At 67.6% G+C, this 20,984-nt stretch carries 19 protein-coding genes; 14 read left to right on the top strand and 5 right to left on the bottom strand.

The genetic code is table 11. The features are described 5' to 3' along the window. Positions 1-106 precede the first annotated feature (106 nt). Positions 107-1,018, bottom strand: coding sequence for a LysR family transcriptional regulator (locus AB6732_RS07790; RefSeq protein WP_370959391.1), 912 nt, complete (start codon positions 1,016-1,018; stop codon positions 107-109). A gap of 425 nt (positions 1,019-1,443) precedes the next feature. Here AB6732_RS07790 and nrdH point away from each other — a divergent pair, with 425 nt between their 5' ends. From nrdH to nrdF, 4 genes are all read left to right on the top strand, one after another. Further along, positions 1,444-1,686 carry a glutaredoxin-like protein NrdH gene (nrdH, locus tag AB6732_RS07785; RefSeq protein WP_066212929.1) on the top strand — a complete coding sequence of 81 codons (243 nt, stop codon included), beginning with the start codon at positions 1,444-1,446 and terminating at the stop codon, positions 1,684-1,686. A gap of 206 nt (positions 1,687-1,892) precedes the next feature. Next, positions 1,893-2,393: a class Ib ribonucleoside-diphosphate reductase assembly flavoprotein NrdI gene (nrdI, locus tag AB6732_RS07780; protein ID WP_307498672.1), complete on the top strand. Its 501-nt coding sequence runs from the start codon at positions 1,893-1,895 to the stop codon at positions 2,391-2,393. Positions 2,394-2,425: 32 nt separating this feature from the next. Then, complete coding sequence (nrdE, locus tag AB6732_RS07775; protein WP_278269121.1) at positions 2,426-4,546, top strand: class 1b ribonucleoside-diphosphate reductase subunit alpha; 2,121 nt, start codon at positions 2,426-2,428, stop codon at positions 4,544-4,546. An 84-nt stretch (positions 4,547-4,630) separates the two neighbouring features. Beyond that, entirely contained in the window at positions 4,631-5,608 is a 978-nt protein-coding gene (nrdF, locus tag AB6732_RS07770) for a class 1b ribonucleoside-diphosphate reductase subunit beta (protein ID WP_066212927.1), read from the top strand. 100 nt (positions 5,609-5,708) lie between these two features. Here the strand turns inward: nrdF and AB6732_RS07765 are convergent, their stop codons facing one another. Further along, positions 5,709-6,239 (bottom strand): hypothetical protein, encoded by a 531-nt coding sequence (locus AB6732_RS07765; protein ID WP_370959390.1) that lies wholly within the window; start codon positions 6,237-6,239, stop codon positions 5,709-5,711. 72 nt (positions 6,240-6,311) lie between these two features. Here AB6732_RS07765 and AB6732_RS07760 point away from each other — a divergent pair, with 72 nt between their 5' ends. Further along, a complete protein-coding gene (locus AB6732_RS07760) occupies positions 6,312-6,713 on the top strand; it encodes a hypothetical protein (protein ID WP_278268901.1) in 402 nt (133 codons plus the stop codon). 67 nt (positions 6,714-6,780) lie between these two features. After that, positions 6,781-8,313, top strand: a complete 1,533-nt coding sequence (locus tag AB6732_RS07755) for a DUF222 domain-containing protein (protein WP_370959389.1) — start codon at positions 6,781-6,783, stop codon at positions 8,311-8,313. 27 nt (positions 8,314-8,340) lie between these two features. On the opposite strand, the gene AB6732_RS07750 is transcribed toward AB6732_RS07755, so the two are convergent. Beyond that, positions 8,341-10,740: an ATP-dependent DNA ligase gene (locus tag AB6732_RS07750; RefSeq protein ID WP_370959388.1), complete on the bottom strand. Its 2,400-nt coding sequence runs from the start codon at positions 10,738-10,740 to the stop codon at positions 8,341-8,343. Between the two features lie 69 nt (positions 10,741-10,809). Between AB6732_RS07750 and AB6732_RS07745 the strand changes: the two genes are divergently transcribed. From AB6732_RS07745 to AB6732_RS07720, 6 genes are all read left to right on the top strand, one after another. Next, positions 10,810-11,724 (top strand): Ku protein, encoded by a 915-nt coding sequence (locus AB6732_RS07745; RefSeq protein ID WP_370959387.1) that lies wholly within the window; start codon positions 10,810-10,812, stop codon positions 11,722-11,724. Between the two features lie 26 nt (positions 11,725-11,750). Then, entirely contained in the window at positions 11,751-12,536 is a 786-nt protein-coding gene (locus tag AB6732_RS07740; RefSeq protein WP_370959386.1) for a helix-turn-helix domain-containing protein, read from the top strand. Positions 12,537-12,584: 48 nt separating this feature from the next. Beyond that, positions 12,585-13,559 carry a proline dehydrogenase family protein gene (locus AB6732_RS07735; protein ID WP_370959385.1) on the top strand — a complete coding sequence of 325 codons (975 nt, stop codon included), beginning with the start codon at positions 12,585-12,587 and terminating at the stop codon, positions 13,557-13,559. Between the two features lie 144 nt (positions 13,560-13,703). Then, a complete protein-coding gene (locus tag AB6732_RS07730) occupies positions 13,704-14,603 on the top strand; it encodes a hypothetical protein (RefSeq protein WP_370959384.1) in 900 nt (299 codons plus the stop codon). A gap of 18 nt (positions 14,604-14,621) precedes the next feature. Beyond that, on the top strand, positions 14,622-15,647 hold the full coding sequence (locus AB6732_RS07725; RefSeq protein ID WP_370959383.1) for an exonuclease domain-containing protein: 1,026 nt from the start codon (positions 14,622-14,624) through the stop codon (positions 15,645-15,647). 94 nt (positions 15,648-15,741) lie between these two features. Continuing rightward, a complete protein-coding gene (locus AB6732_RS07720) occupies positions 15,742-17,034 on the top strand; it encodes a coiled-coil domain-containing protein (protein ID WP_370959382.1) in 1,293 nt (430 codons plus the stop codon). A gap of 20 nt (positions 17,035-17,054) precedes the next feature. On the opposite strand, the gene AB6732_RS07715 is transcribed toward AB6732_RS07720, so the two are convergent. Continuing rightward, positions 17,055-17,903: a LysR family transcriptional regulator gene (locus AB6732_RS07715; RefSeq protein WP_370959381.1), complete on the bottom strand. Its 849-nt coding sequence runs from the start codon at positions 17,901-17,903 to the stop codon at positions 17,055-17,057. Between the two features lie 209 nt (positions 17,904-18,112). Here AB6732_RS07715 and AB6732_RS07710 point away from each other — a divergent pair, with 209 nt between their 5' ends. Both AB6732_RS07710 and AB6732_RS07705 read left to right on the top strand, forming a co-directional pair. Continuing rightward, a complete protein-coding gene (locus AB6732_RS07710; RefSeq protein ID WP_370959380.1) occupies positions 18,113-19,438 on the top strand; it encodes an MFS transporter in 1,326 nt (441 codons plus the stop codon). A gap of 57 nt (positions 19,439-19,495) precedes the next feature. Continuing rightward, positions 19,496-19,750, top strand: a complete 255-nt coding sequence (locus AB6732_RS07705; RefSeq protein WP_370959379.1) for a hypothetical protein — start codon at positions 19,496-19,498, stop codon at positions 19,748-19,750. A 42-nt stretch (positions 19,751-19,792) separates the two neighbouring features. On the opposite strand, the gene AB6732_RS07700 is transcribed toward AB6732_RS07705, so the two are convergent. After that, positions 19,793-20,899 carry a transglycosylase domain-containing protein gene (locus AB6732_RS07700; protein WP_370959378.1) on the bottom strand — a complete coding sequence of 369 codons (1,107 nt, stop codon included), beginning with the start codon at positions 20,897-20,899 and terminating at the stop codon, positions 19,793-19,795. Between the last annotated feature and the right edge of the window lie 85 nt (positions 20,900-20,984).

Below are 20,984 nucleotides of genomic sequence, written 5' to 3'. Positions count from 1 at the left end.
CAACATAGACCGGCCCGGCCCCGCTTTCCAGACTTGCCGCTTCGGCGTTTCCGGGTTACGTGCGCGCCCGGAACCGGGGCCGTGGGAGCGTGCGGGGCGCAGCGCGTCAGCGCTGCAGCGTTTCCCGCAGCGTGTCGGAGAGCAGTTCTAGGAACAGATCGACCCGGGGGCCGCCCTTGCCGCCGGGCAGCAGGGCGAAGACGTTGCGGGCGAGCCGGATCTCCGGGACGTCGAGGATCGAGATGCCGTCCGGCCGGTCGCCGAGGGCGAGTTCCGGGACCAGTGCGGCGCCGAGTCCCGCGGCGGCGAGCTCGACGCTGGCCGTGAAGTCGTCACTGTGCGCGACGACGCGGGGGTGCAGACCGCAGCTGGCGAAGAGCCGCTCGATCACCACGGCGTCCGCGGTGCCGGGGTGGTGCACGATCCAGGGCATGCCGGAGAGCTGCTCGGCGGCCACCGTGGCGCCGGGGGAGAAGCGCCAGGAGGAGGGGACCACCACGCGGAAGTCGTCGTCGCCGATCCACTGGCGGCGCATGGAGTGGGGCCAGGCCAGGCCGCTCTGTCCCACCTGGTACACGAGGGCGAGGTCGAGTTCGCCGCCGTCGCGCAGTCCCTGGATGGTCTGGCCGGGCTCGGCGACGGAGATCTTCAGCTCGATCCCGAGGCGTGTCCAGGTGGGGTTGTTCATGATGCGGGGCAGGACGTAGGTGGCGAGGCTGGGGAAGATGCCGAGCCGGAGCTCCTGCCGGGTCTCGTCCTGGGCCTTGGACGCCGCCGCCAGGAGGGCTTCGATGTCGGTGAGGACCTTGGTGGCGTGCCGGCTCATGGCCTGCGCGGCTTCGGTGGGGACGATGCTGCGGGCGTGACGCTGGAAGAGCTCGACGCCGGCGTCGCGCTCCAGGGCGGAGATCTGCTGGGAGACGGCCGACGCGGTGTAGCCGAGATGCTGCGCCGCGGAGGCGAAGGAGCCGTGCCGGATCACCGCGAGCAGGGTTCGCAGGTGGACTGGATTGATCACGGGTGGCCTTTCCTCCGGGGTCGTCCCAGACAGTTTAGGCGGTCGGCTCAGACGGCCAGCCAGGGGTGACGCGGGGCACCCTGGGAACCCTCTCGACGACACGCCGAGGGTGGGCGACACGCAGCGAATTAAATGTGCCAAACCTCATGCACAGCTTGTGGATCGAGGGGGCGTTAATCGCGGATTTCCGGGCAAGATCAACCCTCTGGGCTGTGGACAAACGGTGGATAGAATGACATGCTTGTAATACAGCATCTTGGGGTGCAAGACGGGGCGTTGCACTACATGTAGTATCGACATACGCAATCGGGCCACGAGGTCCCGTGCCGAGGATTCCGCTGGAACAGCAGGAATCCGGGTGTTCCGGAAGGGGGCGCGGCACGGGCGGGATCGCGGTTCAAGCAAAGACTGAAGGGGAGAGGGACATGACCGTTACGGTGTACACCAAGCCAGCCTGCGTCCAGTGCAACGCCACCTACCGCGCTCTGGACAAGAAGGGCATCGTCTACCAGAGTGTGGACGTCTCCCAGGACCCCGAGGCGCTGGAGCGCCTCAAGGAGATGGGCTACCTGCAGGCCCCCGTCGTGGTCACGGACAACGACCACTGGTCCGGTTTCCGCCCGGACAAGATCGCGGGCCTCGAGGCCGCGGCCACCGCGGTGGCCTGATCGCGTTCTGAGCGTTTGCTGGACCTGCATTCGCACGACGGCGGCCCCTTGCCACGTGCCGCACCGTTCACGGTGAGCGGCACGGCGAGTCCATTCAGAGCGGGTGGGCCGTCGTCGTCCTGGCGGCAGGATGCACTGCCGCGACACGGGACCCGGCGGGTCCTGCGACGAAGTGAACTGACAACAGACTTGATGGGGTGACTTCGATGGCAACGCTCACGCGTGATCCTCACGGGACGCGGGACGCCAGCGCCGGACAGGACGTGGAGAGGGGAAGCTTCCGCGTCTCGTCCAGTCACCTCATCTATTTCTCCTCGGTCTCCGGGAACACCCGGCGATTCGTGGAGAAGCTCGGAAGGAACGCGGACAGGATCCCGCTCCTTCCCGCGGAAGAACCACTGCTGGCCACCGAGCCGTTCGTCCTGGTCCTCCCCACTTACGGGGGAACGGGGGGAGACGGATCGGTCCCCAAGCAGGTCATCAGATTCCTGAATGTTGAACAGAACCGCAAGCTGATCCGGGGCGTGATCGGGGCAGGGAACACCAACTTCGGGGACAACTACTGCATGGCCGGTGACATCATTGCCGCCAAATGCCATGTTCCCCACCTGTACAGATTTGAACTGATGGGCACGCCGGACGACGTGCGCCGAGTCAACGAGGGATTGGACACGTTTTGGACACGACTGTCGCAGAACCAGAGCTGAGCGAGGTTTCGGTGAAGGCTGAGAAGGCCCCACTGCCGGAGGCTTACAAGGGCCTGGGTTATCACGAGCTGAACGCCATGCTGAACCTCTACGGTCCGGACGGCAAAATCCAGTTCGACGCGGACCGCGAGGCCGCCCACCAGTACTTCCTGCAACACGTGAACAACAACACGGTGTTCTTCCATGACCTGGAAGAGAAGCTCGACTACCTCATCAAGAACCAGTACTACGAGCGCGAGACGCTCGATCAGTACACGATGAACTTCATCCGCGAGCTGTTCAACCGCGCGTACAAGAAGAAGTTCCGCTTCGAAACCTTCCTGGGCGCCTTCAAGTTCTACACCTCCTACACGCTCAAGACCTTCGACGGCAAGCGGTTCCTGGAGCGCTACGAGGACCGTGTCTGCATGGTCGCGCTGCACCTGGCCCGCGGCAACGAAGAGGTCGCGATCGGCCTGGTGGACGAGATCATCGAGGGACGTTTCCAGCCCGCGACCCCCACCTTCCTCAACGCCGGCAAGGCGCAGCGCGGCGAGCTCGTCTCCTGCTTCCTGCTGCGCATCGAGGACAACATGGAGTCGATCGCCCGTGGCATCAACTCCGCCCTTCAGCTGTCCAAGCGCGGCGGCGGTGTGGCCCTGTCCCTCACCAACATCCGGGAGCACGGCGCCCCGATCAAGCAGATCGAGAACCAGTCCTCCGGTGTCATCCCCGTGATGAAGCTCCTCGAAGACAGCTTCTCCTACGCCAACCAGCTGGGCGCGCGTCAGGGCGCGGGAGCCGTGTACCTGCACGCCCACCACCCGGACATCTACCGCTTCCTCGACACCAAGCGCGAGAACGCCGACGAGAAGATCCGCATCAAGACGCTGTCCCTCGGCGTCGTCGTGCCGGACATCACCTTCGAGCTGGCCAAGAAGAACGAGGACATGTACCTCTTCTCGCCGTACGACGTCGAGCGCGTCTACGGCATCCCGTTCTCCGACGTCTCGGTCACCGAGAAGTACTACGAGATGGTCGACGATTCCCGGATCAAGAAGACCAAGATCAACGCCCGTGAGTTCTTCCAGACCCTCGCGGAGATCCAGTTCGAGTCCGGTTACCCGTACATCATGTTCGAGGACACCGTGAACCGGGCGAACCCGATCGCCGGCAAGGTCACCATGAGCAACCTCTGCTCGGAGATCCTCCAGGTGTCCACCCCCAGCATCTACAACGAGGACCTGTCCTACGAGACCGTGGGCAAGGACATCTCCTGCAACCTGGGCTCGATGAACATCGCCAAGACGATGGACTCGCCGAACATCGGTTCGTCCATCGAGACCGCGATCCGCGCGCTGTCCGCCGTGTCGGACATGTCCTACATCAACTCGGTGCCGTCCGTGGCCGAGGGCAACGCCAAGAGCCACGCCATCGGCCTCGGCCAGATGAACCTGCACGGCTATCTGGCCCGTGAGCGGGTCCACTACGGTTCTGAAGAGGGCCTCGACTTCACGAACATCTACTTCTACACGGTGCTCTACCACGCGCTGCGGGCCTCCAACCGCCTCGCGATCGAGACCGGTGAGACGTTCGGCGGCTTCGAGAACTCCAAGTACGCGAGTGGCGAGTTCTTCGACAAGTACACCGAGCAGGAGTGGGCTCCCGCCACCGAGCGTGTCCGCGAGCTGTTCGCCAAGCACCACATCCCCACCCAGGACGACTGGCGCGAGCTCAAGGCCTCGGTCATGGAGCACGGCATCTACAACCAGAACCTGCAGGCCGTGCCGCCCACCGGTTCCATCAGCTACATCAACAACTCCACCTCGTCGATCCACCCGGTGGCCGCCAAGATCGAGATCCGCAAGGAAGGCAAGATCGGCCGCGTCTACTACCCGGCGCCGTACCTGACGAACGACAACCTGGAGTACTACCAGGACGCGTACGAGATCGGCTACGAGAAGATCATCGACACCTACGCCGCCGCCACGCAGCACGTGGACCAGGGCCTGTCCCTGACCCTGTTCTTCAAGGACACGGCCACGACGCGTGACATCAACAAGGCGCAGATCTACGCGTGGAAGAAGGGCATCAAGACCCTCTACTACATCCGCCTGCGTCAGCTCGCGCTGGAAGGCACCGAGGTCGAGGGCTGCGTCTCCTGCATGCTGTGACCTTCCGACGACGGCGGCCCTGCCGCCGTCGTCGGTCTTCACCCTGATTCATCCACAGACATCAAAGTAAGCAAGGGAAAATCGATGAGCGCCGAGAAGGTCAAGCTGCTGGGCCACGTTGAGGCCATCAACTGGAACCGCATCCAGGACGAGAAGGACGTGGAGGTCTGGAACCGCCTGGTCAACAACTTCTGGCTGCCGGAGAAGGTGCCGCTGTCCAACGACGTGCAGTCCTGGCACACGCTGACCGCGGATGAGCAGCAGCTGACCATGCGCGTGTTCACCGGCCTGACGCTCCTGGACACCATCCAGGGCACCGTCGGCGCCGTGTCGCTGATCCCCGACGCGCTGACGCCGCACGAGGAGGCCGTGTACACCAACATCGCCTTCATGGAGAGCGTGCACGCCAAGAGCTACAGCTCCATCTTCTCCACGCTGTGCTCCACCAAAGAGATCGATGACGCCTTCCGCTGGTCGCTCGAGAACGAGCACCTGCAGAAGAAGGCGCAGATCGTCATGGATTACTACCAGGGCGAGGATCCCCTCAAGCGCAAGGTCGCCTCGACCCTGCTGGAGAGCTTCCTGTTCTACTCGGGCTTCTACCTGCCGATGTTCTGGTCCAGCCACGCCAAGCTGACCAACACCGCCGACCTCATCCGCCTCATCATCCGTGACGAGGCCGTGCACGGCTACTACATCGGCTACAAGTTCCAGAAGGGTCTGGAGCTGGTCTCCGAGGAGAAGCGCCAGGAGATCAAGGACTACACCTTCGAGCTGCTGTTCGAGCTGTACGAGAACGAGGTGGCGTACACCCACAGCCTCTACGACACGGTGGGGCTGAGCGAGGACGTCAAGAAGTTCCTGCACTACAACGCCAACAAGGCCCTGATGAACCTGGGCTACGAGGCGATGTTCCCGTCCTCCGTGACGGACGTGAACCCGGCGATCCTGTCGGCGCTGTCCCCGAACGCGGACGAGAACCACGACTTCTTCTCGGGCTCGGGTTCGAGCTACGTGATCGGCAAGGCCGTGAACACCGAGGATGAGGACTGGGAGTTCTGAGTTCCTGATCTCCGCGCTGAAGCGCTGCGTCTGACGCACGACGGCGGCCGCTCACCTGGGGTGGGCGGCCGCCGTCGTGTGCTGGGGAGCGTTGCTGCGGCTAGAGGTTCAGCGTCCACACGGTGATGACGACCACCAGGATGACGACGAGCAGCCCGGCGCCGCAGCCGATGGCGGCGATCGCTCCGTAGCCGAGCCGCGAGACGCGGGCTCCGGAGGCTCGCATCGCGGCGAGGAACTCGTTCCCGCCCCCGGCGTTGAAGGCCTGGGCGGCGCCCACCTGATTCATGGCCCGCCCGGCCGTGCTCATGGCGCCGAGGGTCTGGTTCCCGGTGATCTCTCCGACGACGTTCGCCGCCCCGAAGTTGAGCGCCTGGTACACCGCTCCCGGGTTGGCGAGGATCGGGTAGTTCCGGCCCGCTACCGTGAGGGTGATGCGCTGCGCGGCCGACTTCACGGTGACCTCAGCCGCGGGAACACTGAAATACTGCATCCATCCGGTCGGCGACCCGACCCAGAGCGTGACGATCCCCTCCTCGAGCACCGCTTGCGCCGGGTACCAGCTGTTCGTCGCGTTGTCGCCGTAAGCGCCGGTGAACGTGGCATGAGGAAAAATGGAAGGCATCGTCACGCCGCGAGTCTACCCTTCGGGTTCTCCGGACCTGTCACTCCTGCCCTGTCACTCCCGTCCGAGAGGAACCCCATGGCCAAGAAGAAGCGCAGCACGAGCCGAGCCGGCGGCGCAGTTCAGGAGGAGCAGGCGCTCCGGGGCAAGGCGCGGCGGGCCGTCGACGTCGTGACTCCGGCCTTCGTGGCGTGGTTCGCCGAGCACGAGGAGCCGGTCGGCCTGTGGAACGCTGCCGCCGTGCTGGACGTGGTGCAGGACTTCGTGTTCGCGCATGCCGAGGGGACCGGCGTCGTCTCCGCCACGGGGTTCACACCCGACGGGTTCGTCGCCGCCTATGACGTCCTGGCCGAAAGCGTCGACGGCAAACAAGACCTCAGTGACTTCCTGGGGGCCGCCATGCACTCCTACCTCGACTTCCTGGAGGACACCGGCACCTGGACCGGCGAACCCGCGGACCTGGCCACGCTCCAGGGCTGATCGCGGCCGGCTTGAATACTCGCCGAATGCAGAAATAAATGTCAGACCCCTGCCGAAGAATGGGGTCATGGAAGTCAGTGCTCAGCTTCTTGGAGCTCAACCTCTCGGTCCTCCGGACTCGGCGGCCGTGACGGATCCCTGGGATGCGCTCGGTGCCCTGACCGAGGCGATCGTCGCGGCGGACCGCGTCATCGCCCAGATGCAGGCGAGCCGCGAGATGCTGCTCGCCCTCGCAGCCGGCCTGGCGCCTTCCCTGACGTCCGACGACGACGGCGTGCCGGCCGGCTTCGACCCGCTCACCTGGGACGCGCGGGCGGCAGAGCTCGCCGAGCGCTCCGTGGCGGCCGAGATCGGGACAGCGACCCGTACGAGTGACCGGACCATTCAACGGCAGATGGCGGAGGCCGCGGATCTCGTGGTGCGATTCCCCGAAACGCTGCGTGCATTCAGCGAGGGACGGATCAGCCTCGCCCACACCCGGGTGATCCGGGACGTTGCCGCTGACCTGGACGATGACGACGTGCGCGCCCGGTATGAGGCCCGCGTGGTCGCCCACCCTGAGAACTCGGTGCCGCAACGGCTGAGGCGGTTCGCGGTCCGGGAAGCGGAAAGGGTCCGGCCGGAAGCTCTCGCTCTCCGTTTCGAGCGGGCTCGAGCCGAACGACGCGTCTGGGTGTCGCCCCTGCCCGATGGGATGGCGGAGCTGACGGCGGTTCTGCCTGCCGCGGTGGCTCACGGGATTCACGGCCGTTTGACGGATATGGCGCGGGACTATACGGCTCATTGCCGAGACTCCGGTGCTCAGGGTGCGCACGTGTCCGCGCAGGCGCCAGTAACGCCTGGCAGCAGCCCCGGCGATGTGTGCACCCTGGACCAGCTCCGGGCCGATCTGCTGGCCGACATGCTGCTGACCGGTGCGCCTCAGAGCATGGCGGACCCGGAGGGACACCTCGCGGCGATCCGTGCCCGCGTCGATGTGACGATTCCCGTGGAGATGCTTCGGTCCTCGGAGGAGTCTGGCGGATCATGGAGAGTTTCTGAGCGGCGCACGATTCCAGCCCACGGCCTCGGCTCGGGGAGTGACAGTCGTGTCTGGTCTCACAGCCCGGTGGCCTCACACGGCGGTGCTGGACATCATGGCGTGGCCGCGGAACTCAACGGGCGTTTCGTCCTTGACCCGGAGACTGCTCGCTGCCTGGCCTCCGCGGAGCCCGCCTGGAACCGAGTGCTGACCGACCCGCTGTCCGGTGCGGTCCTGGCCGTTGACCGGTACCGTCCGAACGCCGACCTGCGCAGGTACCTCGTGGCCCGGGACGCCCGATGTCGCTTTCCCGGCTGTGGGATCCGCGCCGCGTCGCTGGACCTCGACCACACCGAGGATGCGGCGCACGGCGGTACGACGAGTTCCGTCAATCTCGCCGGGCTCTGCCGGAGGCACCACGTGCTGAAACATCACTCCCGCTGGACTGTCCGGCAACTGGGGAGAGGGGTCCTCGAGTGGACCAGCCCCACGGGTTGCATCCATCGTGACGATCCTCCGGCCCCGGCGACGCGGACGAAGGATCCCAAGATGACGGGTCAGGACCCGCCACCGTTCTGATGGGTCATGCCCTTCTGCGCATGCACCTCACCCCTTGTCCGGCCGCCAGCCACGCCAGACCGGCTGCCGGAGGATCCCGTCACCAGTGCGTCCCCGCGATTCGATCTCTGCGAGCGCGTCGGGGTCGACCCAATGTGCTCCACGCCGGATCTCCGCCGGGACCTCCACCGCCGCATCAGGTCGCTCCTGCCCTTCCAGCCGCTCCCGGATCTCCCGGCGTTCCCGCGTCGAGAACCCCGTGCCGACCCGCCCGGCGTACTGCAGCGTGCCATCCCGCCGCTCGGCAAGAAGCAGTGACGCGAAACCGCGCGGCTCGGCGTCGCTCTCCCGCCAGCCCATGACGTACACCTCTGCCGTGTCCAGCAGCGGGTACTTCCGCCAGTCCTGCGAGCGCGAGCCGGAGCGGTACGCGCTGTCGCGGCGTTTGGCGACCACTCCTTCCAGGCTCAGTTCACCCGCGGCGTCCAGCGCCTGCTCGCCCGAGCCATCAAAGACGTCCGGCACGGCGAACGGCCCGTCCGAGGGCGGCCCGATCACCGCGGTGAGGAGCTCACGGCGCTGCTCATAGCCCAGCGAGCGGCAGTCACGGCCGTTGAGCTGGAGAACATCGAACAGGAAGTAGGCGGCCGGTGCGGCCTGGCGAGCGCGTGCGACTTGGCCCGGCTCAGTCAGCCCGAACCGCTGCTGGAGCTTCGAGAAGCTTGGAACGCCGTCGGCAAGGGCGACGATCTCCCCGTCGAGCACGGCCTGCTCGGCGTTGATCAGGTTCGGGAGACCGTGCAGCTCGGGATAGGAGGCGGTCAGGTCGCCACCCGAGCGGCTGACCAGGCGCAGTCTCCCGTCCTTGACGACGGCGAGCGCCCGGATCCCGTCCCACTTCATCTCGAACGCCCACTCGCCGGGGTCGAGGTGGGGGAGCGAGGCGAGCGGTGCGCTCTCGGCCAGCATCGGGGTGAAGTCCGCGGGATCGGAGGCGCCGGAGGGGGTGAACTCCGGTGGCGCCGGCTGGTCCTCGTCCTCGAGCTCCATGCGGTGGATCATCCAGCGGGGCTTGCCGCCCGACTCGCCGGCCCGGAACAGCGCGACCCGACGAGGGCCACCGAGCCCGCCGCCGGGGCTGCCGTGCAGCGTGACGATGACCTCGTCGTCGCGCCATTTCTCCAGGTCGTAGTGGCCGTTGTCCCAGATCTCCACCGTGCCCGCCCCGTACTCGCCCCGGGGGATCGTGCCCGCAAAAGTCCGGTAGGACAGGGGGTGATCCTCGGTGGGGACGGCGAGGTGGTTGACGGCGCCGTCGTCGGGCACGCCTTTCGGCAGGGCCCAGCTCACGAGCACCCCGTCATGCTCCAGGCGGAAGTCGTAGTGGAGGCGGCGTGCCTGGTGGCGCTGGATCACGAAGCGCCGTTGGTCGCCCTCCGCATCGTCATCGCTGTCACCCGGGGCCGGGACCGGTTCCGGGGTCCGGCCGGCGTCGCGCTTGGCTCGGTACTCGGTCAATCGGTCGGGCGCCGCACCCGCACCCTTGCCGGCGCCGCTGCCCGCGCCCGCACGGAGTAAAGCCGCCAGCGGATCGCCGCGCTTCTCCACGCGCTGCAGGACCTCGTGGAATTCCAGATGGCGCAGATGGGGAGAGGCGAGCTCACGCCAGGTGCGCGGCGCCGCCACCATGGGGCGGGCCCGCCCGCGCAATGAGTACGGGGCCACCGTGGTCTTCGCAGCGTTGTTCTGGCTCCAGTCGAGGAAGACCTTTCCGGGGCGAAGCGCGCGTTTCATCGAACTGGTGATCGTCTCGGGATGGTCCGCCTCCAGGGAACGCGCCAGTTCGTGGGCGACGGCGGACGCATCGTCGGAACTCAGCTCGCCATTGAGTGCGGCGTAGAGGTGGATGCCGGAACTGCCACTCGTCACAGGGATGGATTCAAGCCCCATGTCCCGCAACAGATCGCGGACCAGGAACGCCACCTGGGCGACCTGAGTCAGTTCGACGCCGTCCCCGGGATCCAGGTCGAACACCAGGCGATCCGGGGAACCCGGCTTCCCCTCGGCGGTGAAACGCCATTGGGGCACGTGGATCTCCAGCGAGGCCAGCTGGGCGAGCCACACGAGCGTCGCCGCGTCATCCACGAGCGGGTACGTGTTGAGGTGATCCTTGTGCTGGATCTCGCCGGTGTGCACCCAGTCCGGGTAGGAATCGCCGAGGTCCTTCTGGAAGAACGCCCCGCTCCCGTCCGGGCCCACGCCATCGGGCCATCGCTTCCGCGTGGCCGGCCGCTCCCGGCAGTGGGGGATCATCGTCTTCGCGATCGCGGAGTAGTACGCGATCACGTCTTCTTTGGTGGTGCCGGTCTCGGGGTAGAGCACCTTGTCCAGCTTCGTCACCCGGATACGGTGCCCGCCGAGCCGCACCTCGCCGTCGCGCTGTGCCATGACTACATCATGGCCCGGTCCCCACGCAAGAGGTAGACCGTTGACGTTTGCGGGGTCTCTACTGTAAGGATGAGAGCGATCTGGAGCGGAGCCATCACCTTCGGCCTCGTGAACGTCCCGGTCAAGCTGTACAGCGCGACGGAGGACCACGACGTCGATCTTCACCAGGTGCACGACGCCGACGGCGGGCGCATCCGCTATCAGCGCCGTTGCGAGGTGTGCGGCAAGGTGGTCGAGTACGAGGACATCGACAAGGCCTATGCGGACGACGAGCAGACGATCGTCCTGACGAAGAAGGACCTGGAGTCCATCCCGCAGGAGCACGATCGCGACATCACCGTGGTGGAGTTCGTCCCCAGTGATCAGCTCGACCCCTTGCTCTTCGACCGCAGCTACTACCTGGAGCCCGCGGGGAAGAACGCCAAGGCCTACGTGCTGCTGCGCCGCACCCTGGAGAAGACGGACCGGACCGCGGTCGTGCATTTCGCCCTGCGCCAGAAGACCCGGCTGGCGGCTCTCCGCGTCAGGGGGGACGCTCTGCTCCTGCAGACCCTGCTGTGGCCGGACGAGATCCGTGAACCCGAGTTCCCTGCGTTGGACGAGAAGACCCGCATCAGTGCCAAGGAGATGCAGCTCTCCGCGGCCCTCGTCGAGAGTTTCTCCGAGGACTTCGACCCCTCCGCCTTCCACGACGACTACCAGGAACAGTTGCGGACCCTGATCGAGGCGAAGCGGCGTGCCGGCGACTCGCTCGACACGGAGGAGACCTTCGGACGGGAGGAATCGGGTGGAGGCCAGGTCATCGATCTGATGGAGGCTCTCAAGCAGAGCGTCGAGCGCTCGCGGGCACGGAAGAAGGGCGGGGCTGGCAAGGGGGAGACCGCGAAGAGCGGCACGGGCAGGAAGCCCGCGGGCACCGGCAAAAAGGCTCCGGCCAAGAAAGCCGCGAAGGCCAAGAAGACGGAGACCCGGAAGGGAGCCTGAGCGCGGGACACGGTACCGTCAGTGACATGACCGAATTCTGGCGCAGCCGCGACATGCCCCAGCTGGAATCGCGGCGCTCCTGCCAGGCCGTGTCCTGCTACCGGCCCCATACCCACGACCGCTTCTCCATCGGACTCATCGATGCAGGACAGGCGGTGTTCGCCGGGAGCGGTGACACACGCTGTGAGCTGGAGCCGGGGGACGTGCTGCTGATCCCCGCGCACACCGTGCATTCCTGCAACCGGCAGAGCGGCCTGTGGACCTACCAGATGATCCACGCCGACCAGGACTGGATCACCAGCCTCCTGCCGGACGGCGCCACGCGACTGCTCGACGGCGTCGCAGTATTCCGTGAACCCGGCCTGCACGGCGTCTTCAGCCGCCTCAATGACGAACTGTTCCGTGGAGAGGAGCCGGCCGCGGTGCAGGCCCTGCTCGTGGAGGCCCTCGCCGCCTGCCTGGACCTCGCTCCGTTGTACCGGGGCGCGCCCAGTCCGGAGCCCTCCGCGGATCCCTCATTGGCGCCCGTCCTGGACCGGCTCCGGAGTGATGCGGCCACCCCCAGCCTCGACGAACTCGCCGGACTGCTCGGTATGGACAAGTACCAGCTCATCCGCGCCGTGAAGGACGCTACGGGACTCCCTCCCATCGCCTGGCGTCAGAACGACCGAGTGATCGAAGCGCGCGCCCTGCTGCGCGAGGGTCGGTCGCCCGCAGAGACCGCATACGCGCTCGGCTTCACCGACCAGAGCCACTTCCACCGGGTGTTCCGGTCTCACGTCGCGGCAACGCCCGGCACCTACCAGGGCTGACGCAACTTCGTACAAGACGGCGAGGCGCATCCGCAGCAGACTGTCCGGATGGACATCACCGCTGCAACGCTTCACACCGTCTCCGACACGCTCCGCCGCTGGGCCCTCGATGAGGACCTGAAAGCCAGAACCATGGCCGACCCTGCGCTCGCGGTCGTCGCCGGACGTGTCGCCGCACGCTATACGGCAGGGGCCGACGTCGACGGCGCGCTGACGGTCCTCAAGTCGGCGTCACGTCGTGGGCACCGGGGCAGCATCGAATGCGTGGGCGAATCCGTGCGGGACGCGGCGGTCGCCTCACAGGAGACCGAGGCGTTCGTGGAACTGGCACAGCGGCTCGGCCGGCCCGGGTCCCCGTTTCCGGTCCCGGCCCCCACGATCTCCTTCGATCTCTCCCACCTCGGATCGCTCGTCTCGCCGGAGCTGGGCCTCGCGAACGCGTCGCGGGTCGCCCAGGCGGCCCGCGACGCCGGCGCCTCCGTGATGATCTCGGCCGAGGGTTCTGACCGCACCGACCTGGTGCTCGATCTCTGGGAGCGGCTCTCCTCGGACTTCCCGGAGACCGGAATCACGCTCCAGGCCGGGCTGCACCGCACGCCGGAGGACCTCGAACGCGTGCTGCGCTGGTCCGGGCCGGTGCGTCTGGTGAAGGGCGCCTTCCTCGAACCCTCATCGGTGGCGTATCCGCGGGATTCCGAGCCCATGATCGCGGCCTATCACCGGTTCGCGGAGCGGCTGCTCACGAGCGGGCACCGGGTCAACCTCGCCACCCACGACGCCGCACTGGTCGAAGAACTTCGCACTCGGCACGGCGACACGCTCCGGGAGGACCACGTCGAGTTCGAGATGCTGCAGGGGCTCGGAACGGAGCTGCTCGACGCGTTGCACGCCGACGGTTTCGCCACCCGGGAGTACATCGTCTACGGGCCCGAATGGTGGCTCTACGTGCTCAATCGGATCGCGGAGCACCCCGAACGGGTCCTCCTCGCGGTGGCCGATCTGGGGCATCCGGCGGTGGGGTGACGCGTGGCACATTACCGTCATCCGACGCGGTTCCTCGGGCCCGTCGAGCGCGGCTGGCACTATCATGGAAGCTTCCCCGGACATGCCGCGTGAGCTCACGCGTGCCCGGAGCCGGGGTCAGTAGCTGAACGACAACGGAGGACCATGAGCCGGAACCGGAAGAAGCCGCGTCAGGATAAGAAGCAGGCGGCAGCCCTCAAGCAGAGCGAAGCCCTGTACAAGAACGCCGATCGCGCCGTCGACACCCAGGCTCTCGCCTTCGTGCGCTGGTACGAGGAGACGGACGGGAACACGGGTGCCGAGGCGCTGCAGGTGCTCCAGTCGGTCAAGCAGTTCCTGTGGCTGTACGGCGCCAGCGGCGCCCCGGTGTCCGCCACCGCGTTCGACGCCGACGTCTTCCTGCAGGCCATGGCCCAGCTCCAGGCGATGAGCGAGGCGGGGGAGAGCCGGGTCTTCCAGGTCATGACGGACGACCTTCAGGTGTACCTCGGATTCCTCGACGCCACGGGTTCGTGGACGGGCACCGCCGAGGACCTCGAGGTGCTCCTCGAGAACTTCGTCCTCAGCCAGGATGAGGACACGCCGGAGGAAGCGGTCGCGCCCGTCGAGACTGGCGCCGCCGGCACGTCCGACACGTCCGACGCTTCCGCTGACGACATCCACCACGCCGTCGCCCTCCTGGAGTGGCTCGGCGATGGCAAAGAGCTGACGGCCACCGGATCTCTGCGTCTGGCGGACATCGCGGGCGCCGCCGCGGCCGTCGGCGTGCACGCGGTCGGTTCCCAGAAGCGTCTCTCCGAGGATGAGGTGGCGGCCAGGGCCGACGCCGACGGCCGACTGCCGCAGGTCGTCCGGTCCATGGCCGAGCTGGAGCACCTGAACACCCTGTGGCTGAGCCTGCGCGACCTCGGATACCTCGAGGTCACGGGCAAGAAGGCCACCGTGAGCGACGCTGGCCGCGCCCTGCAGAACGGCGGCGCCGCGGAGCGTGAGGCCCTGGTGCGTGAACTCGCCGCCGACACCGAGCTTCCTGCCGCAGGCTGACCCCCTGAGGCCGGCCCAGTGAGCGCGGGTTTCGCCGTGGTCGACGTCGAGACCACCGGCCTGGTCCCCGGAAGGGACCGCGTGGCCGAGATCGGCGTCGTCCACGTCGACCCCGACGGCACCGTCCGCGACCGCTGGGAGACTCTCGTCAACCCGCAGCGCGACCTCGGCCCGCAGCGCATCCACGGGATCCGCGCCGAGCAGGTGCGCGACGCACCGCTTTTCGCCGATGTCCTGCCGGAGGTCATGCGCCGGCTGGAAGGGCGGGCTTTCGTCGCGCATAACGCCCGGTTCGACCACCGCTTCCTGACCGCGGAGTTCCTCCGTGCGGGCGAGGAGTTCCCCGTGATGGCGGAGGACGTCGTCTGCACCATGCGCCTGGCCCGGACGTTCCTGCCGGGTGCGGGCCGGTCGCTCCAGGACTGCTGCAACGCCTTCGGCCTGCTGCTGGAGGACGCACACACCGCGGGTGCCGACGCCGAAGCCACCGCGCATGTGCTGAGCGCCTACCTGAGCATGGCGCCGGAGGACCCGGGCTGGGCGGCGGCGCTCGAACGGTCGGCAGACACCACCTGGTCCGTTCCGGCCCGTGCGGGACACCTTGGGCTGTCCCGCGCCGGCAGCGACCAGCTGGAGAGTCTCCGTCGCCGACTCGCGGCGGCCTGGACCGATGGCATGCTTTCCCCGGAGAGTGTGTCCGGGTTGTATGCGGAGGCGTCCCGGCTCGGCGTCCCGGGCGAGCACATCGACGCACTGCTCCAGGAACCGGCCCCCACGCCACCTGGAACGGGGCCCGCTCCCACGGTTCCCGTCATCCCGGGCCAGCGGCTCGTCCTCACGGGACAGATGGCCAGTCCTCGTCACGAGATCACCGAACGCCTCGGAGCGGCCGGGTATCCGGTCCACCCCACTGTCACTCGGGCCGTCGCACTCGTGATCGCCGCGGACCCGGACAGCCTGTCCCTCAAAGCCAGGCGAGCGAGGGATTACGGCATCCCCGTCGTCGGCGAGGACTTCCTGCACACGCTCCTCGGAGGGCTCTGATCGCCTGAGGGTTTCTGCGATTACCCTGTGAATCCTCGGAAGAGACCCGTCGGCTCCGCGGAAAGACGCCGGCGGGCCGGTAATCTCTGGCAGTATGTCGAGCTTTGCCCGCCGTGCCGCAGCCCCGACGCTCGCCGCGGCACTCACCGTGACGCTGCTCTGCAGCGGCCTGCTGCCCGGAGCCGTGGCGGACGACGACACCCCGCCGAGTGGTTACCCCTCGTGGAGCGACGTTCAGCAAGCCAAGCAGAGCGAAGGCGCGAAGGCCGCCGAGATCACCAGGATCAAAGGCTTGCTGGGGCAATTGGAGACCGAAGCGGAGAAGCGGGGCAACGCCGCCGTCGTCGCGTCGGGAGAGTATGCCGTGGCCGATGCGGCCCTCGGCGTCGCGAAGGCGAAGGCGGACGGGCTGTCGGCGCAGCTCCGCCAGGCCACCGCGGAAGCCGCGCGGTACCGGAAGGAGTACGGCTCCTTGGCCGTGCAGGCCTACAAGAGCGGCAGCCTGGACCTCCCGGGCATCCCGGATCTCCAGTCCATCCAGCCGGATCGTCTGCAAGGACTCAGCGTGCTGGAGGTGGTGACGGGCCGGGCCTCCGCTTTGCTCGCGAAGTCGTCCGCCGCAGAGAACACGGTGCGGTCCCTCAGCGACCAGGAGCAGCGCGCCGAGGCTGAGCGGCAGCGTCTGGCGGATGATGCCCAGCGCAAGCTCGATGCCGCCCAGGCCGCGAAGACCGCCATGGACACTCAGCTCGCCCAGCAGAAGCAGCACGGCCAGGAACTCACGGCGCAGCTCGCCTCGCTGAAGGGGACCACGGCTTCCGTCGAAGCGCGGTATCAGCAGGGTCAGGAGGCTCTTGCCGCGTACGAAGCGGCGCAGGCAGCCAAGCGCGCCGCCGCCGAGCAGCGTGCCCGGGAACAGGCCGCAGCGGCTGCAGCGGCTGCGGAACAGGAACGCGAGCGGGAGCTGGCCGCGGCCAACGCAACTCAGGCAGGTTCTGCGAGCAGTCCGGCGCCCAGCGCACCTGACCCGGCGCCTCAGCCGCCCGTCGTCGTGCCGCCCGACCCCGGGGGAGCCGTCAACGACCCCGCCGGAGCCCAGTCCTATGCTGCGGGCCGGTTGGGATCTTACGGCTGGGGACAGGACCAGTTCCAGTGCCTGCAACTGCTGTGGACGCAGGAGTCGAGCTGGCTCACGACGGCGACCAATGCGTCTTCCGGCGCCTACGGCATCGCGCAGGCGCTCCCGGCCGGCAAGTACGCCAGCTCTGGCAGCGACTGGCTCACGAACTACCGCACACAGATCGAATGGGGCCTCGGTTACATCCGGGACCGCTATGGCTCACCGTGCGGAGCCTGGGCGCACGAAGTCTCCAACAACTGGTACTGAGCCGGATTCTCCACCCTGCCTCACCACTTGAGTCCGCGCCCCACGATCGCGCGGATGAGGGCGTCACTCACGTCGGTGTTCGCCGAAGGATTCCGGATCAGGGTGAAATCCACATCCCCCACGGGCGGGAGATCGAAGCGCCGTGTGATGACCGTCAGGTCCTCGGGGATGAGCGTCGAGGGCATGACCGCGACGCCGAGCCCGGCCCGGACGGCGGCCAGCACACCGGCGATCTGCCGGGTGGAACATGTCACCTTCCAGCGTCGCCCCTGCGATTCCAGGGCGTCGATGGCCAGTCTCCGGCTCAGGCTCGGCGCCGGGTAGGCGACCAACGGCACGGGGGAGTCGTCGGGCAGCACGGTCTGTCCCAGGCCGACCCAGGCGAAGGAGTCGTGCCGGGCCACTTCGCCCTCGGCGGCTCCCGCCACCCATTTGACGAACACGAGGTCCAGCTGGCCGGCCTTGAGACGCCGGTGCAGCTGGTCACTCTGTCCGACCGTGAGCTCCAGGTTGATCTCCGGATACAGCTGCCGGAACTCGCGCAGGATCCTGGGCAGACTCGTGTTCGCCAGATCGTCCGCCGCCCCGAAGCGCAGGCGCCCCCGCATGGCCGAGCCGGCGAAGTAACGGGCCGCGGCGTCCTGCTCCGCCAGGATGGTCCGGGCGAAGCCGGCCATCGCGTCGCCGTTGTCGGTGAGGCGCACCTCCCGGGTGTCGCGCACGATGAGGGACCTCTTCGCCGCGGCCTCCAGCTTCTGCACATGCTGGCTGACGGTGGGCTGGGCCAGGCCGAGCCGCTGCGCCGCCTGGGTGAAGTTGAGCGTCTCGGCGACGGCGAGGAAGGATCTGAGGTGAACAGGATCGAACATGGGAGCGCCTTTCCGGCAGGACTCTGTGGACGCAGGATCCCCGTGTTTCCAGGCATCCAAGGTCATTGCGATACGCAATGGCACTTATAGTCATAATTCTCTTCTGCAATGGAATCGCGCAAGCCTACGGTGGACTCACACTCCGAGAACCTGAACCGAGGACTTCCGTGACGCCCCCACCGGCCACCGCGCCGCACCCAGCCAGTTCCGTGACCAGCCCCGCAACCCAGCCCCTCGCCGTCGTCGCCGAAAAGCTCCCGTGGCGGCAGACGTTCAACTCCCTCTCCATCCCCAATTTCAGGATCTTCACCGCCGGTCATTTCGTGGCCGTCATCGCGGTCTGGATGCAACGTATCGCCCAGGACTGGCTGGTCCTCCAGCTGTCCGGCTCTGTGACGGCGGTCGGTGTGACCGCGGCGCTGCAGTTCCTGCCATCGCTCCTGCTGGGACCGTGGGGCGGCGCCCTGACGGACCGGCTTCCCAAGCGGCGGATTCTCATCGCGACCCAGAGCGCGGCGGCGCTGCTGGCCGCGAGTCTCGCCCTCCTGGCGCTCAGCGGCCGCATCGAAGTGTGGCACTGCTATCTGATCGCGCTGATCCTTGGCCTCGTGACGGTTCTCGACCAGCCGGCCCGCCAGGTGTTCGTCAACGAACTGGTGGGTCCCGAGCACCTCCGTAATGCCATCAGCGTCAACTCGACCGTGTTCCAGCTCGGCGGTCTGATCGGGCCGTTCCTCGCCGGGGTGCTGCTCAACGCCGTCGGCGCAGGCTGGGCGTTCGCGCTGAACGCGCTGGCCTGCTGCTGCACCGTGCTGAGTCTTACCGCCATGAACCGCGACCGACTGCACGTCACCGCTTCGGCGCCCCGCCAGAAGGGCATGGTGCGCCAGGCGGTCCAGTACGCGCTCCGCAAGCCGACCATCCGGTGGCCCTGGCTCATGGCGGCCTTCGTGTCGCTGTTCGCCCTCAGCCTCCCGGTCCAGCTCGCGGCCTTCGCGGACCGGGTGTACGACGTCGGCGCCGGAGGCTACGGCCTGCTGAACGCCATGCTCGCGCTGGGTGCGCTCCTGGGCGCCGTCACGTCGACCCGGCGCCGCAGACTCCAGGTCCGATCCGCGGTGTTCGCCGCGGGCGCCTACGGGGTCATGCTTTGCCTCGCCTCCCTGGCGCCGGGACTGGTGGCCTTCTGCGTCCTCATGGTGTGCTCCGGATTCTGTTCGCTGCTCTTCCTGACCGCCGCCAACCAGCTCGTGCAGACGAGTTCCAACACCGCCATCAGAGGCCGCGTGATGAGCCTCTACCTCGTGGTGCTCATGGGCGGCCAGGCACTCGGCGGCCCGATGATGGGTTCTCTCGCCGAGCGCTTCGGACCTCACGTCTCGCTGTTCGTCTCCGGGGTGGCGCCCGCCGTGGCCGCGGCCGTCGTCTCGGTGGTCCTGGCACGGCAGGGGCAGCTCCGGCTCCAGGTCCGGCTTCGGGGGTACCGCCCGTCGTTCCGGATCGCGGGCGGTGCGGCACGAGCCGCGGACGGCTGAGAGGTCACTCCCGGTTAGGCTGAAGGGGTTGCTCGCATCCCGACAGAAGGCAGGCCCATGCAAGAGTCACCCAATCCGCTCGTGCCCACCGGCTGGGAAGTGGGTGTCGTGGTCATCGGCGCCGTCATCGTGGTGCTGGCGATCGTGGCGTGGATCCTGCTCCTGGTCGGGAAGCCGCTCACTCCGGCGTATCGGCTGGTGCTGGCCCTCGCGGTGCTGATGTTCCCGGTGCTGGGCCCGCTCGCGGCGATCCTCATCTCGCTCCGGGCTCCCCGTCCCGGTCACGACGTCCTTCAAGGGCAGCAGGACTGACAAGGGCAGCAGGACTGATCCAGGGCTGATCGGCCCCGGGAGTCACCGCCCGGCGGCATCCTCGGCGATGCGCTTCGACACCGAAGCCGGCATCGTGGAGCAGGAGTCGCCCGAGTTCCGGTCCGCCGCGTGGTCGCTGGCCAGATCGGTGATGCCGACGGTCGCCACGGTCGCTTGCCAGCCGCCCATGCCCTCGATCTGGCGTGGGACCCAGACATTGGCCGCGCCGTTGATGAGATCCCAGGCGAGCGGGTCGGCGCTCGGGCCGAGGTCGATGCCACCCTCCGGAGCTCTGCGCACCCGTTCCGGCAATGGAAGGACGCCCATGAGCTGGCCCGCCTGGTGCTCGGTCATCGCCCAGGGCGGGGTGTTGAAGTAGTACCAGCTCGCGGCGCAGATCCCGTACAGCTTGGGAGCGAACTGGGCGTAGTTCAAATAGAGCTCCAGGACCCTCTTGGCCGGAACCGTCAGGCTCATCTCCGTGGCGAGGCCGGCTTCAAGAGTCTTGCGCACGGGGTCCTGGCTGGGCCAGAGGTAGATGTTCTTGACTAATTGCTGGGGGATGGTCGACCCGCTCGGGTCCTTCTCGCCCTTCTGCCAGGCCTCGGCCCGCTGGGTCAGTTCCTCCCAGGTGAAGGCGCCGACACGGGTGCCGAGCTGTTCGTCCTCGTGGGCGATCGTCGCGGCGAGGGCGAAGCGGCTGATGTGGTCGATCGAGACGTACTGGTACACGATCGGCTCGCCACTCTGGAACATGTACGACGTCCGTGGCGGAGTGAACCAGTTGTAGCTGAGGACCGACAGGAACTGCACCACCAGGACCACCGCGATACTCACCGTGACGCGTTTCAGGACCTTCCGGCGGCGGCTTGGCGTGGCGAGCGGGGGCGGAAACGATGCTTCCGGCTGTTGATCCTTGCCGGCCGGCCGGGATCGTGGGGCAGGGGCGGGGACGACGCCGCGTGGCCGCTTGTCGCGGCGCGGACGGCGGCCGCGGGCCGGCGGAGTCTCCTCGGCCCAGGCTCCCTGCGGCTCCGGCGATCCCGGGTGTCCGTAGGCGCCCGGGTCTTCGGGAGGAAGGCCCCGCTGGGCTTCGATCCGTCCGGTGCGCGCGGCCTGCCAGGAGTGGTTCGGTGGTTCGGAGCGCATGGCTGGAGTGTAGAGGAGCTTTCTTGAAGGGCTCTGACAGCCTGGTCATGCCGGGCTGTCAGAGTCCCCTCCGCGCACCTGGGCT

Source organism: Arthrobacter sp. RCC_34, assembly GCF_041360795.1.
In the GTDB taxonomy this organism is placed as follows: domain Bacteria; phylum Actinomycetota; class Actinomycetes; order Actinomycetales; family Micrococcaceae; genus Arthrobacter_E.
This window is presented reverse-complemented; position numbering and strand designations above follow the sequence as displayed.